Genomic DNA, 16,205 nt, shown 5'->3' with positions numbered 1-16,205 from the left:
GACTGAGGCGTGTGGTTGGCGGGCGGGGAATGGGGTGCGGCGCATGGATCAAGGCGGCGGCTATCGTATCGTGCTGAGTCTGACTTGAGCCCCACGATCGATACCGGGCCGGTCGTGGCCCAGACCGTCCCGCCGATACGCATTACGGGCTTCTCCGCAAGTGCTTCGAGACAAGTGATTCAACGATTGCCAGGGCCATCGAAATTGTCGGGGAACTGGACCAAAAGGGGCTCAGCCTACAGGCTTATGCCGGTGTCGCTACTACTCCTATCCGAAGCGCCGCCATGTGACAGCCTTCGCTCGCATGGGCTGAAAGTTCTTCTGACGAAATGGTTTGCCCGGGCAGTCGCCGGGACGTTGGGCTTTAGCGATGTCTTGCGCACTCCAAATCAGTTCAAAAACGGACACGGGGCCGGGCCGGGCAGAGACAAGCCTTTCTTTTCGCCAGATACAGCATGTCACCAGGGACCGCTGATCTGCTGGGATGCCGAAAAAGATTGCCGTCACGGGCGACACGCTCAGCAACGTCCGAAATGTAGCACGACCGTTTCTCTGCTTCAGAGCGCGACCGATCAACACGCCGCCTCCCTTTATCCCGCCTCGGCAATGTAACCGGCTATGCTCCGCGACGAAAAAGACAACCTTCTTGCCGCCGCACAGGGACGCAGGCTCACCGCGCCCCCCGATAAAGACGCGAAGATTGGCGGCCGGTCTTCCGCAGAGACTTAGAGCATCCCTGCCGCCAGCGTCAGCACTTCGAGCTACCTCCCGGCCCGGCCGTAACGGCCGCCCGAGGTAAGCAGACACTTAAAGGGCGTATCATCCCGGGACGCGAGAGACTATCATGACCCGATCAGCAACCGGGTCAGGCTGGGCGTAACAAGGGGTGGCGGTGATGGCATGTTTCCGATGGCGCGGCGCTTTGCGTCGAAACTGGTTGCTCGTTTCCGTCACCGTCACGGCACTGTTCGTACATGTCCTCAGCCCTCAAGAGGTGCGGGCACAAGAAGAGGCCCTGGCGGCCGCCGGTCCACCGGTTTCGATCGCGCTCCTGGTCGATTCCGATATCGGGAGGTGCTACGACCGCGGCTATGTTGCGGCCGTTGAGCGGTTGGTCCGTCTGCAGCAGGACAAGATCAACGCGCGCGGCGGGGTCAATGGGCGCGAGGTCGAGATCAGCATCCTGGACGGGCGACGCGACACGGAACAAACCATCGAGAACGTGCGCACGGCACTCGCCTTGCCTGATTTGCTCGCCATGATCGGTCTGTCGAGTGCATTTCGTGGCGAGAAGGTCTTCGCCGCTCTGGGCGATGAAATCCGGAACAGCGGCGTCCCCTTCATCTCCCATATTTCGGTCTCCGATGTTTTCGCCGGGTATCCGAATGTCTTTTCCACCCGCCCCTCGCAGGAGGCCGAGCGTGTGCCCGTCATGGCCGCCTTCATCGAAGAGATGGGCTTTCGCTCGATCGCCTTCCTCGGCCGTGCGGGACCGACCTATATCAGGGCGATCGGCGACAGCCTGAAGGAAAGCGCGATCGCAGATCGCCTCACCGCAGATCACCGGATCCGCCGCGCGGCGCGTCGAGGCGCGCAACTGGATGGACAAGCCCTCGAAAACGCCATCTCAGACATGAAGGCGAAACAGGCTGACCTTGTTGTCCTCGCCGTCGGCACGGTCACCTCGGACGATGTCATCAAGGCATTCGCAGAAGCCGCGTTCACGCCGGCACTTATGCTGGTCGGCAACCTGACCCGTGTGGCAGATGAACTGTCCGGCGATTACCCGAATGCGATCTACCAGCTGGACTGGGGCGCAGTGCCGGAGGTCGACCAGGATTCGGTGCGCAATGTCGTGGCGCGTAGCAACCCTGAGGAATGGCTGTTTGAAGGCGCCAAGTTGGCCGATGCGCCAGGCTGGCAGGAGGGCACATGCGACCCTGACTACGAGCCGGAACCCTTCTCACCGACAAATCTCAGGGCAATCGCTTTCGGGGCCCAGTTCGCGGATATGGTGTCGCTGGTGACCGAAGCTGCCCGCGACGCGGGGCGAAGGACCGAACTGACAGAGATGCGAAAAGCCGTTGTCAGAGCATTGGGAGAGACCTTCGCCGCCGGCAAAGGCGCCTTTCATGGACGGTTCGAGAACTGGTCCTTCTTCCCGGATACGCGGACGCGTGCGCAGACTCCGTTCGTGATTATCCTCCCGCATACGCTAGGCCGGACCCAGCTTGCGCCTATCCAGTTCGTTCGGACCCGCCAGGGAACGTTACGCCGCATCGACACGCTTTATGTGGATGTGGACATGCTGCGCACCTACGCGATCAACAATAATGAACGCTCGTTCTATGCGGATTTCTACTTGTCCATCCGGGCCTCAGAGCGGATCGGCCTTGACGATATCAAGTTCATGAACGCCTTCATTGATCCGCGCACCAATGGGCCGCACCTCACAATCGAAACCATCTACGGGGGCGGACCCACGGATGCCTACCCGGAAAGCATGCGCTTTTATCGCATTTCGGGGCGATTCCGCTTCAACCCGGACTTCGCCAACTATCCGTTCGATTCCCAGCGGTTCTCGATCGATATCCAACCGCGCAGTGGGGACAAGCAGTTCATCATCCAGCCGCCACCGCTTGCCCTGCGCGATCCGGCGGTCAGCGTCGAGAACTGGGATCTGGCAAGCCAGTATGTCTCCTATGCTCATGCATTCGTGCCTGTTGTGGACGCCTTTACCCACGAGCCCAGCATCGTGCCGTTTTACGAGACCCGCTTCGTCTGGCAAATGACGCGCGAGACGACGGATTACTACCTGCGGGTGCTGGTGCCGTTGATGTTCATTCTTATCGTTGCCTACCTGTCCATTTTCATTCCGCAGTCCCATCTTGAAGCGATCATCACACTGCAGGTCACTGCGCTGCTGGCGGCGGTTGCGCTCTACCTGTCGCTGCCACAGATCGATTCTGACACAGCTACTGTTTCCGATCGAATATTCGTGCTCGACTACATGATGGTCAGCCTGATGATTTTTATTTCAATACTTCGAATTAACGTGCGCTCTCACAAATGGCGGCTCATAAATAACGCGCTGGTGATTACGCATGCGGTCCTGATTCCCGTTCTCGTCGTTGTTTCAGCGGCGCTGATCCTCCAGGCTTTGCCGGTCGAAACGGTGAAGGAACTCGCGTCGTGGGAATACTGGCGCGCACTGATTGGCATCGCCTGAGGGCCGTCGGCGTGTCGCTCGCCGCGTCGGCGCGAAATTGACGTGCGCTGCCCCGGGGCGCTCGTTGCAGCCTGCATTCCGCTTGTGGCGTGGCTGGTCCGTGACGCGCCTTTGTGAAGGCCGGCAGGCGATCGAGCTACAATTGGCAAACGCGCAGCCGCAGAAAGCTGACGATCAACGCCCCCGCGGCAATGCGGATAAGGAACCGGAAGACGGGCAGGAGCCCCAGGAATTCTTGATACAAAGAGAGATGTTCAGTGAAAGTGGCGGAGAGGATGTCCGCCAATTTATTGTCCAGATACGTCCTCTAAGAACAAATCATCCTCATTCGTACAACACTTAGCGTCCTTGACCATCCAATTCTGTCCAGCCTAATCCGTGCGAAATGGGGGACGAGAAGTGGGACGCTATGCATGGCTCTGCACAAACTAACGGCGCGAAAGGTCGCCTCGGCCAAGCCAGGCGTTTACCAGGACGGTGGCGGCTTGAGACTGTTGGTCTCTAGAGCGGAATCCTATCAGTCTGGATCATAACCGGCTGCGGCGAAGTAGTTGGCGCATTCTTGAGGTGTGAAGGCGTCGATGAGTCGGCCAATAGCGGTCCAGAGGCCCTCGACGGTGCGCTCGGCGGCTTTGCGCAACAGCGCCTTGAGCTTGGCGAACGCGTTCTCAATTGGATTGAAGTCCGGACTGTATGGCGGCAGATAGAGCAGCCGCGCGCCCGCTGCTTCGATGGCCGCGCGCACGCCCGCGCCTTTATGGCTGGCGAGATTGTCCATCACCACAATATCGCCGGGCTGCAGTTCGGGCACGAGCACCTGATCCACGTAAGCCTGGAAGGCGCGGCCGTTGATCGGGCCGTCAAGCACCATCGGGGCAACCATGCCTGTCAGGCGCAACCCGGCAACGAAGGTCGTGGTTTTCCAATGCCCGTGGGGCAGCCCCATGCGCAGACGCTGTCCGCGCGGGGCGCGCCCATAAATCCGCGCCATGTTGGTCTTGGCCCAGGTCTCGTCGATGAAGACGAGACGCTCCGGGTCAAGCTCGAGCTGGCCGTCGAACCACGCCTCGCGCTGGCTCAGAATGTCCGGCCGGTTCTGCTCGCAGGCGTGCGCGGTCTTTTTTTACGCGTCAGCCGATGGCGTACCAGAAAGCGCTGGAGCGTGACGTAGCCGAACCGGTGGCCGCGCTCGGCCAGCGCCTGGCGCAACTCCTCGATGGTGATGTCCGGGGTATCCGCGACAAGCTGGCGGATCAGCGCTGCCTGCGCCTCGATGCGTGCGGTGCGACGGTCGCCGCCCAGCGGGCCTGGCCGGGCATCGCCATGTTTGCGGGCAAGCGCACGCCAGCGGCTGACACTCGCAGCGCTGACACCAAACCGCGCCCCCGCGGCGCGATGGCTGGCGCCGGCTGAAACCGCCGCCAACACCCGCTCGCGAAGATCAAGGGAAAGAGCCTTTGACATGTCTGCCGGCCTCCTCCTCCGGCAGACAGTTTGAATCACAACGCCCGTGATTCGTGAATCCCCAATCCGATTCAATCAGTTGGGACGCCGCTGTAACAGTGGCGCAAAGAAATGGGTCTACCGTTTCGCTGTGAATGGCCGACGCCGCGACATGGGCCTCGGCAGCTTTCCAGATGTCGAACTGGCCGAGGCCCGCGAGAAAGCCGCCAAGGCGCGAAAGCTCGTCAAGAACGGCGGCGATCCGTTTGCGGGACGCAATGCGGCTGAACGCCACAGACCGACTTTCACGGGACTTGCTGCTGAATACATTCGCGTGCATCGGCGCAGCTGGCGGAACCCCAAGCACGCCCGTCAATGAACCTCGACCCTAGCTCCCCATGATGTGTGGATAGATAAATCGGCCGTGCGATCGTTCACGCGTATCAAGAGCGAACTTGTAGAGGCGCCTCTTCTGCTTACCCGCGATCATCGGACCTCGGGCCTGGCCACGGCCGGGTTCGCGCTCTGCCACCTCTTGAGGGAGTTCCAGACAGGCCGCCTGCTTCTCCAGTGAGGTGGAAGCGGACGTGGTGTTTCGAATCGTCGGAGGCTCCGGAGGTCACTGTCCCTCTCAATGCAGGGTGTGGTCTTTGGCTTCGCATTCGATGACCGCGCGGACATGACACCCGCCCTGGCGGCACCAAAACCGACGCTGGCTTGATCGGTCCGATTCATCGAGTTGTCACCGTGTCGACGGTGAATGCTTGTTCGCCTCTGTCGTTCCGCGCACGCTCTCGAGTCTGTTCCAGGAAAGCAAGCTGACCGCAGGTCGGCCTCGAAGAGGATCGGATCATGAGCGATCTCATCGTACTCAGCTTCAACGGTGCCGATACCGCTGACGAAGTCTTGACCAAGCTCCGCGGCATGCAGAAGGAGCATTTGATCGATCTGGAGGACGCCTGTGTGGTCGTCCGCGATGCGTAGGGCAAGATCCACGAAAAGCAGGCCGTCAATCTGACAGCCATCGGGGCAATGAGCGGTGCGAGTTGGGGGATCATCTTCGGGACGCTGGTGGGCGTTCTTCTGCTCAACCCGCTCGCGGGTCTGGCGGTCGGCGGTTTGACCGGGGCCGGCATGGGCGCTCTTTCGGGCAGCCTCCAGGATCACGGCATTGACGATGAATTCATCAAGCAACTGGGCGAGACGATAACCGAGGATTCGTCCGCGCTTTTCGTGCTGGTGAGACGGTCAACGCCCGATAAGGTGCTTCCCGAGATCGAGCCGTTTAACCCCACAGTCCTGCGGACATCACTGTCGAATGAGCAGGAAGAAAAGCTGAAGGCTGCGCTCGCGCCCAAGGTGCCATCAGCCGCTTAGGCGGGCAGGTTGACTTTTATGGCGTTCAAGCCGTGGAGGGCGAGCAGTGACATCGCAAGGCATCTTCCCGCTTTGGCTTCTGCTCTTCGCGATCTGGATCGCCGCCGCTGGGGCGTCGCTTGAGCCTGCCAGCTTGGCCGCTGGCGTTGCGCTGGCGCTTGGCATCGCGATCGCCGTGGCGCGCCACAGCAACATATGGCGCGATGTGCGCCTGTGTCCGCGCCGCGCATTTGCGCTTTTGCGATATGCGGCCGTGTTCGTGCGCGAGATCATCAGGTCGAACCTCAAACTGCTGGCCTATATCTACGCGCCGCGGCTTCGCCTGGCGCCGGGGATCATCCCCGTCCGGACGAAGCTGGCCACGCCGCTGGGGCGGCTGGCGCTGACGAGCACGATCACGCTGACGCCGGGCACTCTCGCGATTGATCTCTCAGGCGAGACCTTCCTCATCCATGTCCTCGATCTGACGACCACCGATACCGAAGAAGCCACGGCCGAAATAACGGGCGCTTTCGAGCCGCATCTTGCGAGGGCCTTTGGCTGATTTCCTGATCCATGTCTCGGTGTTTCTGATCGGCTGCGGAATCGTTTTCTGCGTCATCCGCCTCGTGATCGGTCGAACCCTGGTGGATCGCATCGTGGCAGTCGACATGCTGACGATCATCGTGATCGTGCTGATCGCTCTCTATGCGCATGTTGCCGGCCGCGCGGCCTACCTCGACGTCGCGCTGGTCTACGGGCTTCTCAGCTTTCTCGCGGTCCTGGCCATCGCGCGCTTCATCGACAGGGGGCTGTGAATGCTGGAGCCGATGATCCTGTTGGTCTGCGCCTGCATCCTCACGAGCGGCGTGCTAGCGGTCGCCCTTTCCAGCCCGCTCGCGGCGATCGTCAGCGCAGGACTTGCCGGGCTGTTCGCGGCCATTTCCTTCCTGCTGCTCGCGGCTCCCGACGTGGCGATGGCCGAGGCCGCCATCGGGTCGGGGTTGTCGATCTTCATCTTTCTCTACGCATTGCGCAAAACCGGATACTGGGGCCAAGAATGACCGAGCTGGCAGGCAGTCTATGCATATTTCTCGGTGCGCTCTTCCTGTTTTCGGTAGGGCTTGGCCTCTTACGGATGCCAGACCCGTTCACGCGCATTCAGGCCGGCACAAAGGCGACGACGCTGGGCGCGGCGCTGGTGCTGGCGGGCCTTGCGATCTACCAACCGGCCTGGATTCCCAAGCTTGTGCTGATCGTCTTCTTCGTTTTCGTGAGCAACCCGGTTTCGTCGCATGCGCTGGCGCGCTCGGGCGTGCGCGCGAAAACGCCGATGGCCCCCAACACGCAAGCCGACCGGATCGACCTGCTCTCCGGGCCCGCTGACCGGCGGTCCGAATGAGCCGCGCCGCCCCCGGGCTTCTGGCGGTCGCGCTGCTCGGCATCGTCTTTGCGCGCGTGGTCGGGGCGCATGTCGAGCCTGATGGCCTGCGCGTGCTCGCCGCCACCTATGTCCGCCTGAGCCCCGAAGCGCTGACAACCCCGAACGTCGTAACGGGCATTCTGCTGGCCTATCGCGGCTTCGACACGCTGGGCGAGGTTGCGGTTCTCTTCATGGTCGCGGCAAGCCTGGGACCACTGCTCAAGCCGATCGGCGAGAATGGGCGCGTGCCGCGCTTTACGCCCACTGAAGCTGGCGAGATCGTCGAGACCGGCAAGGTGTTCATCCTGCCGATCATCCTGACATTCGGCGCCTATGTGGTCCTCAACGGACACCTTTCGGCGGGCGGCGGGTTTCAGGGCGGGGCCATCGTGGCGTCGGGGGTGATGCTGCTCCTGATCGCGAACCCGGGGACACCGCTCAACGTCGCCGCACTGAGCGTCGCGGAATCGGGCGCGGGCGTTCTGTTCGTCGTTCTCGGCATCCTGGGCATGATTTTCGCCGGCGGCTTTCTCGATCCGCGTTTTCTGCCGCAGGGCCAGCTTGGCGCATTTCTCAGCGCCGGCGCGATACCGCTGATTTCCGCGCTTCTCGGAATAAAGGTGGCGGCGGAACTCGGCGTCGTTCTAGACCGCTTCAGAAGCTGAACCGGAGCCCGTGAGATGACAGGCCTGCCGGTATCCACGATCCTGATGGCGGCGGGCTTCGGCCTCATCCTCATCGGCTTCGCGGGCGTCCTCGTCCACCGCAACATCCTGCGCATGGTGATCGGGTTTTCCCTGATCGACACCGGCGTTGCCGTGGTCATCGTCGCGTCCGGCTATGTGAAGGGCGGCACCGCGCCGATCCTCGATGCCGACGTCGATCCGGCCAGCGTCCAGTTCGTGGACCCCGTCACATCGGCGCTGACGGTTACCGCGATCGTGATCGGCCTTGCGGTGACGGCGGTGATGCTCGCCTATGCCATCCGGCTCTACCGGGCGACCGGCACCCTCGACATTGACGCCTTCCGCGAGTCGCGTGGATGAGCGCCGTTTTCCAGCCCATCGGCATTTTTCTGTTCGGCATCGGCGGCGGCTTTCTCATCCCGCTGCTCCACCGGCTGGGCAAGCCATGGCTCTACGCCGGCTTCTTCATCGCGCTGATCGGGCTGACGCTTTGCAGTCTCGTGCCATTGATCGCGGTCGTCGCCACCGGAACGCCATTCCAGATCCATACCGCGGGCGCCGAGCCGCCCGTTTCCATCAATCTGCGTTTCGGCCTTGCCGAAGGCGCTGTCGCGGCATGCGTCAACGCGGTGGCGATCCTCCTCGCGGTGGCGCTCTGGGACCGGCTGAAGGCGAGTTACGTTTGGCTACTGCTGTTTCTGCTCGTCGTCATGGGCATCAACGGCATGATCATGACGCGCGATCTGTTCAACCTGTTCGTCTTCCTCGAAATCGTATCGGTCGGCACGTATGGGCTACTCGGCATGGCCACCAGCCGCGCCGGGATCTCGGCGGGCTTCAAATACGTGATCGCCACCGTCATCGCGTCCAATCTGTTCCTGCTGGGCGCGATCCTGCTCTATCAGGCGACGGGGCATCTCAACATCGACCTGCTGACCCAAAGCCGCGCGGCAATGACGGGGCCGATCGCGGGCACGGCCATCGTGATGCTTCTTGCCTGCCTCATCGTGGAGTTGAAGCCCTGGCCCGCCAACGGCTGGGCGCTTGATGTCTACGAGACCGCGCCTTCGGCCCTCGCCGCCTTTCTCTCCGTTTGCGCTTCAGCGGGGATGCTGTTTGCGCTGTGGAACCTCATGCCGCTGTTTGGCCGGCATATCGACCTGATTGTCTTCTCGGCCGCGCTGACCTTCGTTGTCTCGAACCTCATCGGCCTGCGGCAGGAAAAGACGCAGAGGCTTCTGGGCTATTCCTCCATCGGTCAGATGGCGCTGATGCTGCTGGCCATTGCCGCGCTCACGCGTGCGGGCGCGGACGAGATCATGCCGCTCATCGCGTTCGGCCTGTTCGTCAATCACCTGCTGGCCAAGGCCGGCCTGTTCTGCCTCGCCAAGGCGGCGAAGGCGTGGCAAGTCTCGCAAGGACTGCGGACGCGCAGCCATCGGCTGCATCTTGTTCTGCTGGCGCTGTTCTTCGTCGCGATCGCCGGACTGCCCCCGTTTCCCGGTTTCTGGGCGAAATGGGAGCTTGTCATGCAGCTTGCCGCGTTCGCGGACTACGGCCTCATCGCGGCCATTCTCGCCGGATCGCTGCTGGAGGCGACCTATCTCTTCCGCTGGTTCATCCGGGGCCTTGCGCCCGCCGAAACGCCCGAGAGCGAGAGCGCGCCGCGGCATCTGATGCTGCCCATACTGGTATTCGCGGGACTGCTGGTCGCCGCCGGGGTGGCCGGGGCCTTCGTTTCCGGCGTCGGGATTGTTCCGGCTCTGTTGCCGGTGATCGTCGGGGCGGCGCTTGCCCTTCTGGAGGGCTTTCCGGCGCGCGTGAAAGGCGTCGCCGTGCTCGCGGCCATACTGCTTGGGACGCTGGCGATGCCGGAGGCCGACGGCCTTGCCGGCCTGTTCGCCGCCCTCCTTCTGTTCGGCGGCGTGGTCATCGCCGCTGCCGGCCTTCACCGTGTGGAGCCGCGCCCGGGGCACTATCCGCTGATGGCCGTTCTGCTTCTCGCGATTCAGGCGCTCGTGCGCGCGCAGACCGGGCTGGCGTTCTACGTCGCCTGGGAGTTCGTCACGCTTTCCTCGTTCCTGCTGATCGCGCAGGGCCGCGCATCGGGGCCTGAGCTTTTGCGGTTCCTCGTTTTTTCGCTGGCCGCCGCGTTTCTCCTTCTCGCGGGTTTCGCGATCGTCGCGGCGCAGACTGGCTCGCAAGACCTCTCCGCGCTCACGGCTGCGGGGCCGGACGCGACTTGGGGCATCGCGCTGATGACGGCCGGCTTCCTCGTGAAGGCGGCGGCGCTCGGGGTCCACGTATGGCTACCCGGCGCATATGCCGACGCCCCGGACGACGTTTCCGCGATGCTCTCGGCTGTCGTCAGCAAGGCCGCGATATTTGGCCTGCTGCTGGGCGGCTATGCGGTCTTGAGGTCAGGCGCAGATACTGATTTCGGCCCTGTGCTGGCCTGGATGGGCATGGCGACGACGGTTGCAGGCGCGCTTATGGCGCTGTCGCAGAACGACGTCAAGCGCCTCCTCGCCTATTCGAGTATGAGCCAGCTTGGCTACATCGTGACCGCCATCGGGCTGATGAGTCATCTCGGCTGGGTCACCGCGCTCTACCTGGTGGCGAGCCACATGCTGGTCAAAGGCATTCTCTTTCTTGCCGTGGCCGGCGTGATCCTGCGTTGCCCCGCGCGGCGGCTTGATCACCTCGGCGGTTTGCTGCGCGCGATGCCGGTGACGGCGGCGGCAACAGCCGTGGCGCTTCTGTCCATGTCGGGACTGCCGCCGCTGATGGGCTTCGGGGCGAAGTGGCTTCTGCTCAGTGCGATGATGGAAAAGGGCTGGAGCGCCCTTGCCGTCGCGGGCGCGCTCGCGACATTCCTCGGCCTTTGGTACATGCTGCGCCTGTTCGCGGCGATCTTCCTCGGCAGGCGCGCGGATACGGTATCGGAGCTGCGCGAGGCGCCGGTGATGCTTCTTCTGCCGCAGGCAATCCTGATCGGCGGCATCCTTGTGCTTTCGCTTTTTCCCAAGCTGCTCATGGACCCGGTCTCCGCGGCGATCGACCGGCAATTCGCCGCAACCCTCGTCTGGGAAGGCCAACCCCTCCAGACCATCTACGGCCTTTGGAATCCTGTGCCGGTCATGCTGACGACGCTCGCGGCGGCGGCGATTCTGGGCGGGCTTTGGTGGCTTGCGGCGCGGACGGGGGGCTTTCCGGGTGCCTTGCGCGACGCGATCCTGTCAATGCCCGCCCTGCCGGGCTGGGCGATGCCGAATCTCGCGCAATCGGGCTGGGCGGCAGCGGCTGCCGGAGCGCACTCACTGGCCGACCTCATTCGCGGGGTCTACACCGGGAATGGCCAACTCTATGCACTCCTTGTGCTCGCCTACTTCCTCGTCCTGTATTTTGCGTCGCGCGCAGTGCTGGCCGGCTAGGCATCTGATAACCAGCCATTCTCGATGCAAAGCCGGACCAGTTCCGCCAAGTTCCGGACATTGAGCTTGCGCATCAGCCGCGCACGATGAACTTCCACGGTTCTTTGGCTGATTCCGAGCCGATATCCGATCTCTTTGTTTGGGTGACCATTTATGGCCAGATGCATGACCTCGCGCTCGCGAACGGTCAAACGCTGATACAATTCCCGATCATGATGAAGGACCGCGCTGCGTGGTCTGTCTTGCGTCAGGCCGTTCATTCGTATCCGGTCGATCGCGTTCAACAGGGCTGACCGGCTGAACGGCCTGTTTATGTGGTGGATCGCGCCCAATTCCATCGCTTGGCGAGCAAGTGAACAGTCGGCGTCCGAAAGGATCAAAATCGGTGTTTCCGTAACACTGGCGGTGAAAAGATCCGCGACAGAAACGCCAGACATGTGCGTGTCAATCATGGCGCAGAATGCCGTCCGCTGTGCATGCGCTTTCATGAATGAACGGAATTCGTCATGGAACTCTATTTTCAACCCGGAGTCGGACAGAAGCGCGTCAATAACCTCAGGTTCATTTGTGAGGACGCTGACGATGTCTCGCTGGCGCATAAGGTCCCTCGTGGCCGCTACCTGCCTCGGCTTGGCAGTACGCTAGAGGTTGGACCCTAGCGCCAACGATGGACCAATAACGCCGTCAATTGATGGATTTTGGCGAAAATTTGATATGTCCGTGACCGAATGCAGTTTAGTCTCGACGTGGGATGAACCGGCTACAGACCCGCGGCGTACAGTCTTCGCAATATGGCTTAGGTGAATATGACAAACGCATGACAGAAGACTTGAGTGCCGCGCTGGCCGTGGTCGCCGAGCGTGGCTGGTTCGCTGGTCGTTCCCCTGAACATCGCGCCGCTTTAGCCAAACTCGTTCGCTTGCGCCGCTATAATCCGGGCGAGGCGCTTTACCATTACGGCGATCCGCCTAACGGACTGTTCGGACTTGTCAGCGGGGCGCTCGACATCGTGGTGCCGCGCTCTGACGGGCTGGAGGTCACCATCCACCGCGCCGAACCCGGCTTTTGGGTCGGTGAACTGGCAATTTTCACGAACAAGACCCGGCGGGTCTCGGTGTTTGCCGCAATGCCCACGCAGACGCTGCATATTCCCTACACGGCGCTCCGGCAACTGGTGCGGGATGAGCCGCGTTTCTACGAGGACTTCTACGAGTTGGTCGAGGCCAATTTCGGCAATGCGCTGCAGCTGCTGGCCAACCTCACGACCCCCACCTCGGTAGGCCGTGTCGCGAGCCGGCTCCTGCTTCACGACGCGCTGAAACCCGCGGGGGCATCGGCGCTCCAGATTTCGCAGGCAAAGCTTGCCGAACTGGTCGCACTATCGCTGCCCACGCTACAGCGGGTGATGCGGCGTCTGCAGCAGAAGGGCTTGATCGAACTCGGCTACGGCCAGATCCGCATTGTCGACCGACAGGGACTGGTGGCGCTTAGCACCGGCGATTTCCCGCCGGCTGATCCTGGATAAGTGACGCTCGCGGCGCTGATGAGGGCGTCAGTCAGCACCGCGACCACCAGAGATGCCAGCATTGGCAAAGTCAGGTGACCGCCTCCTTCTGTGCCAGATCCCGGACGATTTGCTTCTCTTCCTCGGGCGTTGGCTGTGGCGGGTTCACAGGAATCTCGCCGGGCTTGTAGTTTGGCAGCCGGCCGGCGGGCAGGATCGTCAACGCCGAAATGGCGGCGAGCAGCAGCATACCAACCTTCAAGGCCCTTAGCCGCATCTCCGTATTGATCCGCACGGCCTCGCTCACCTGCTCGGGCGTCGCGCCGATACCCTCCATGACGCCCAACAGCCTGTCATTGCTGACGAAATTGATGTTGTCGAGATTAAGCTGCGCCTGAACCTCGGGCGGGATGTAAGGGTTGTCGACCAGCATCCGCATGACGCTGACGCTGAGCAGGCCGACCATAAGCGCCGCCGCGACGGCGGTGCCCACGGCGCTGGCGAGGTTCTGCGTCGTTCCGCGCAACGACCCCACATCGCCCGCAAGCTCCTTGGGCGCCGCGGTCACGAGAACGTTGAAGACCAGCGTGACGAGCGCGCCCTGGCCGATGCCGAAGGCAATCAGGCCAATCAGCACGGGTATCGTGCTCCAGTCATTGTGCACCACCAGGGCGAGCCACAGCAGCGCCGCCGTGCAGATCATGAAGCCTGCGCGGCCGATCGTGCGCGGCGTCACCTTGTCGTAGAGGCGCACGACGAGGATTGCCGTGAAGAAGACCGTCAGCAGGAACGGCATCATCGCGATCGAGGTTGCCAGCGGCGACTGCCCCTGCACGATCTGGATGTAAAGCGGCACGGTGAAGTTGATCGCCCCTTCGAGGGCGACGATCGCGAACATGGTGATGACCGCCGCGCGCTCGGCCGGCGACATGACCACCCGAAGATCCAGAAGCGGCGTTCTCCCCGCGGCCGCGACCTGACGGCAGCGCCGCACGAAAAGCTGGAGCAGCACGATGCCGACGACGATCATGATCGGCGCCGGCGAGACGCCCGCGATCGTGAAGGGCGCGGCCGGCGTGGCAACGGCAAGGCCCCAGCCGTTCAGATTGTTGAAGCCGAAGCTGATGAAGGTGATGGAAACGGCTGTCAGCAAGACCCCGATCCAGTCAATCTCCACCTCGGGCCGGCCTTCATCGCGCTTGAGCTTGAAGCTCAGCGCAAGAATGATGATCGCGACCACCATCAACAGGGCGAATGTCGGCCGCCAGCTGACGAAGGTGGCAAGCAGGCCGCCGATGGTGAACGCGGCGACCCCCGCAATAGCCCGTGCCGAGCCCAGCATTCCAACGGCCACGGCTTGCTGCGGGCCGCTGTAATGAATGGCGATCAGCGCGACGAGTGACGGGACCAGCGCCGCAGCCGCCGCGCCCGCGAAGCCCTGGGCGGCGATCATCACCGTGGCGGTGGGGGCGAAGGTCATCATCGCCTGCGAGATGATGAATATCGCCGTCATGACCTGGAAGATGATGCGCGCGCCGAAGCGCTGCGTGAGCTTCGCGCCCAGCATGACGAGGGCCGCCACGGCGAGGCCGTACATCACCACGCCGGTTGCGATTGTCGTCGGCGGGGCGTTGAAACTTTCCACCATGCCGCTGAGCGACACGGGAATGGCGGCGACGTTGAACGACATCAGCACCTGGGCAAGCGAGATGGCGATCATCGGCGCCCAGGACGCGCTTTCCGCCTTGCCCGCGGCAGCAGGCGGCTGCGTTGCTGTGACCATGTGACTGACTCCTCCCGCTTACCCAGATCATCGCCTGCCGGGAGTCAGCCCCTCGGCGGGTTCATATGGCCGGACTTGAGGCGAACAGGTTCAGGCCCAGGCCCTCGGACAGGTACTTGGTGGCGCGTTGTCCCCGGATGCTGTTGCCGGCCGCGTCCAGCGGCGGGGCGAAGGTCCCGAGCGCTCCTTTGCCGGGCGCGACCGTGACGATGCCGCCGCTGACGCCGCTCTTGCCGGGCAGACCGATCTCGTACAGCCAGTCCCCGGAACGCTCGTAGAGGCCCGCCGTTGCGAGCGCCGCAAGCACGTGCCGGCAGTTCAGCGTATCGATCACGCGCTCGCCTGTGATCGGGTTGACGCCGCCGTCCGCGAGCGTCGCGCCCATCACCGCCAGGTCTTTCGCCGAGACATTCAGCGAACACTGCTTGGTGTAGATGTCGGTGGCCGCCAGCGCGTCAAAGTACATCTGCCCGTACCCTTCGAGCAGCTTGGCGATGCCGCGGTTGCGCAGGTTCGTTGCGGCTTCGGACTCGTAGACTTCCAGGTCCAGTTCCAGCGGCCGTCCGGCAAAGCGCGACAGGCCTTCGCGGATGAACCGCCACTTCTCCTCGGCCGTTGTGCCCGGCGCGAGGCTGGTGGTCGCGATCGCGCCGCCGTTGACCATCGGGTTCATGGTGCGATCGAAGTTCAGCTCGATTGCCATGACGGAATTGAACGGAAGGCCGGTGGCGTTGACGCCGATCTTCTCGCGCACCGGCTCCGCGCCGAGGGCCTGACAGACCAGGGCGAAGACGAAAGGCTTGGACACGCTCTGGATGGAGAATTCATGGTCGGCGTCGCCGGCCTCATGCACCCGCCCGCTCACCCCGACGACGCACATACCGAACAGAGCAGGATCGACCTTGGCGAGAGCGGGAATGTAGTCGGCAACGATCCCTTCATCGAGGTGCCGGTATTCCTCATAGGCCTCGCGCAGAAGACGCGACACATGCTCGGGATCCGGCAGATGCCCGGTCGATACGGCGGCGATGGCTTCTTCCGCGCTGACATCCACCGGCTCGAACATCGCAACGTCGTCAGGCATCGAAATTCCTCTAAGTCAGGATTTTCATAAACAAGTCGGAACTCCATTGGATCGAATTTGCCACGCGTCGGATCTGCAGAGATGTTTTGCCCAGAATTTAGTCAGACGCGAACGGATATTGCGGAATAGGTTGATAGTACATTTTCGTCATTCCCTTTTTTTGTGAATGTCAATTTTTATATATTTTTAATCTGACAATAAATTGATAAATATCAAAATTTAAATTATACAAATATTTATGTATTGTTTTCCTCCGCGGATCT

At 62.4% G+C, this 16,205-nt stretch carries 15 protein-coding genes and 1 pseudogene; 11 read left to right on the top strand and 5 right to left on the bottom strand.

All coding sequences use genetic code 11. The features are described 5' to 3' along the window. The first annotated feature begins 895 nt into the window (after positions 1 to 895). Positions 896 to 3,229: an ABC transporter substrate-binding protein gene (locus BXY53_RS03855; protein WP_245410419.1), complete on the top strand. Its 2,334-nt coding sequence runs from the start codon at positions 896 to 898 to the stop codon at positions 3,227 to 3,229. A 136-nt stretch (positions 3,230 to 3,365) separates the two neighbouring features. On the opposite strand, the gene BXY53_RS14085 is transcribed toward BXY53_RS03855, so the two are convergent. After that, on the bottom strand, positions 3,366 to 3,515 hold the full coding sequence (locus tag BXY53_RS14085) for a hypothetical protein (RefSeq protein WP_170144328.1): 150 nt from the start codon (positions 3,513 to 3,515) through the stop codon (positions 3,366 to 3,368). A 231-nt stretch (positions 3,516 to 3,746) separates the two neighbouring features. Further along, positions 3,747 to 4,693, bottom strand: a protein-coding gene (locus BXY53_RS03850; RefSeq protein ID WP_119060578.1) for an IS630 family transposase whose coding sequence is annotated in 2 segments (ribosomal slippage) — positions 3,747 to 4,354 and positions 4,354 to 4,693 — 948 coding nt in all. Because the reading frame shifts where the segments join, the coding sequence is not laid out codon by codon here. A 46-nt stretch (positions 4,694 to 4,739) separates the two neighbouring features. On the opposite strand from BXY53_RS03850, the gene BXY53_RS03845 reads away from it, so the two are divergent. The 9 genes and pseudogenes from BXY53_RS03845 (at position 4,740) to BXY53_RS03805 (ending at position 11,571) form a co-directional block, all read left to right on the top strand. Beyond that, the gene (locus BXY53_RS03845; protein WP_210209136.1) at positions 4,740 to 5,051 is read left to right on the top strand and encodes an Arm DNA-binding domain-containing protein; all 312 of its coding nucleotides are present in this window, start codon (positions 4,740 to 4,742) and stop codon (positions 5,049 to 5,051) included. Positions 5,052 to 5,524: 473 nt separating this feature from the next. Beyond that, positions 5,525 to 6,049, top strand: a pseudogene (locus BXY53_RS03840) (DUF1269 domain-containing protein). A 46-nt stretch (positions 6,050 to 6,095) separates the two neighbouring features. Next, positions 6,096 to 6,593, top strand: a complete 498-nt coding sequence (locus BXY53_RS03835; RefSeq protein WP_119060576.1) for a Na+/H+ antiporter subunit E — start codon at positions 6,096 to 6,098, stop codon at positions 6,591 to 6,593. Beyond that, complete coding sequence (locus BXY53_RS03830; protein ID WP_119060575.1) at positions 6,586 to 6,846, top strand: MrpF/PhaF family protein; 261 nt, start codon at positions 6,586 to 6,588, stop codon at positions 6,844 to 6,846. Before BXY53_RS03835 ends, BXY53_RS03830 begins: the two co-directional genes overlap by 8 nt. Beyond that, on the top strand, positions 6,847 to 7,092 hold the full coding sequence (locus BXY53_RS03825; RefSeq protein WP_119060574.1) for a Na(+)/H(+) antiporter subunit B: 246 nt from the start codon (positions 6,847 to 6,849) through the stop codon (positions 7,090 to 7,092). It abuts the gene before it with no gap. After that, positions 7,089 to 7,430 (top strand): monovalent cation/H(+) antiporter subunit G, encoded by a 342-nt coding sequence (mnhG, locus tag BXY53_RS03820; protein WP_119060573.1) that lies wholly within the window; start codon positions 7,089 to 7,091, stop codon positions 7,428 to 7,430. Before BXY53_RS03825 ends, mnhG begins: the two co-directional genes overlap by 4 nt. Next, complete coding sequence (mbhE, locus tag BXY53_RS03815) at positions 7,427 to 8,116, top strand: hydrogen gas-evolving membrane-bound hydrogenase subunit E (protein WP_119060572.1); 690 nt, start codon at positions 7,427 to 7,429, stop codon at positions 8,114 to 8,116. The genes mnhG and mbhE overlap by 4 nt, the downstream gene beginning before the upstream one ends. Positions 8,117 to 8,131: 15 nt before the next feature. Beyond that, complete coding sequence (locus tag BXY53_RS03810; RefSeq protein ID WP_119060571.1) at positions 8,132 to 8,497, top strand: sodium:proton antiporter; 366 nt, start codon at positions 8,132 to 8,134, stop codon at positions 8,495 to 8,497. Next, positions 8,494 to 11,571 (top strand): proton-conducting transporter transmembrane domain-containing protein, encoded by a 3,078-nt coding sequence (locus BXY53_RS03805; RefSeq protein WP_119060570.1) that lies wholly within the window; start codon positions 8,494 to 8,496, stop codon positions 11,569 to 11,571. Before BXY53_RS03810 ends, BXY53_RS03805 begins: the two co-directional genes overlap by 4 nt. On the opposite strand, the gene BXY53_RS03800 is transcribed toward BXY53_RS03805, so the two are convergent. Continuing rightward, positions 11,568 to 12,170 carry a response regulator transcription factor gene (locus BXY53_RS03800; RefSeq protein ID WP_119060569.1) on the bottom strand — a complete coding sequence of 201 codons (603 nt, stop codon included), beginning with the start codon at positions 12,168 to 12,170 and terminating at the stop codon, positions 11,568 to 11,570. The two genes, BXY53_RS03805 and BXY53_RS03800, sit on opposite strands and share 4 nt — an antisense overlap. 218 nt (positions 12,171 to 12,388) lie before the next feature. Between BXY53_RS03800 and BXY53_RS03795 the strand changes: the two genes are divergently transcribed. Further along, positions 12,389 to 13,096: a Crp/Fnr family transcriptional regulator gene (locus BXY53_RS03795; RefSeq protein ID WP_210209135.1), complete on the top strand. Its 708-nt coding sequence runs from the start codon at positions 12,389 to 12,391 to the stop codon at positions 13,094 to 13,096. A 70-nt stretch (positions 13,097 to 13,166) separates the two neighbouring features. Here the strand turns inward: BXY53_RS03795 and BXY53_RS03790 are convergent, their stop codons facing one another. Further along, positions 13,167 to 14,858, bottom strand: a complete 1,692-nt coding sequence (locus tag BXY53_RS03790; protein WP_245410347.1) for an MFS transporter — start codon at positions 14,856 to 14,858, stop codon at positions 13,167 to 13,169. Between the two features lie 61 nt (positions 14,859 to 14,919). Further along, entirely contained in the window at positions 14,920 to 15,942 is a 1,023-nt protein-coding gene (gene glsA / locus BXY53_RS03785) for a glutaminase A (RefSeq protein ID WP_245410346.1), read from the bottom strand. Between the last annotated feature and the right edge of the window lie 263 nt (positions 15,943 to 16,205).

The sequence above is a fragment of the Dichotomicrobium thermohalophilum genome, assembly GCF_003550175.1.
In the GTDB taxonomy this organism is placed as follows: Bacteria; Pseudomonadota; Alphaproteobacteria; order Rhizobiales; family Rhodomicrobiaceae; genus Dichotomicrobium; species Dichotomicrobium thermohalophilum.
The sequence above is the reverse complement of the archived record's forward strand: the minus strand, read 5'-3'. Positions and strand labels throughout refer to the sequence as shown.

Excerpts from the sequence above, each read along its gene's own strand:
- BXY53_RS03855 (WP_245410419.1), top strand. The coding sequence starts at position 896 with ATGGCATGTTTCCGATGGCGCGGCGCTTTGCGTCGAAACTGGTTGCTC.
- BXY53_RS03825 (WP_119060574.1), top strand. The coding sequence starts at position 6,847 with ATGCTGGAGCCGATGATCCTGTTGGTCTGCGCCTGCATCCTCACGAGC.
- mnhG (WP_119060573.1), top strand. The coding sequence starts at position 7,089 with ATGACCGAGCTGGCAGGCAGTCTATGCATATTTCTCGGTGCGCTCTTC.
- mbhE (WP_119060572.1), top strand. The coding sequence starts at position 7,427 with ATGAGCCGCGCCGCCCCCGGGCTTCTGGCGGTCGCGCTGCTCGGCATC.
- BXY53_RS03810 (WP_119060571.1), top strand. The coding sequence starts at position 8,132 with ATGACAGGCCTGCCGGTATCCACGATCCTGATGGCGGCGGGCTTCGGC.
- BXY53_RS03805 (WP_119060570.1), top strand. The coding sequence starts at position 8,494 with ATGAGCGCCGTTTTCCAGCCCATCGGCATTTTTCTGTTCGGCATCGGC.
- BXY53_RS03800 (WP_119060569.1), bottom strand. The coding sequence starts at position 12,170 with ATGCGCCAGCGAGACATCGTCAGCGTCCTCACAAATGAACCTGAGGTT.
- BXY53_RS03795 (WP_210209135.1), top strand. The coding sequence starts at position 12,389 with ATGACAGAAGACTTGAGTGCCGCGCTGGCCGTGGTCGCCGAGCGTGGC.
- BXY53_RS03790 (WP_245410347.1), bottom strand. The coding sequence starts at position 14,858 with ATGGTCACAGCAACGCAGCCGCCTGCTGCCGCGGGCAAGGCGGAAAGC.
- glsA (WP_245410346.1), bottom strand. The coding sequence starts at position 15,942 with ATGCCTGACGACGTTGCGATGTTCGAGCCGGTGGATGTCAGCGCGGAA.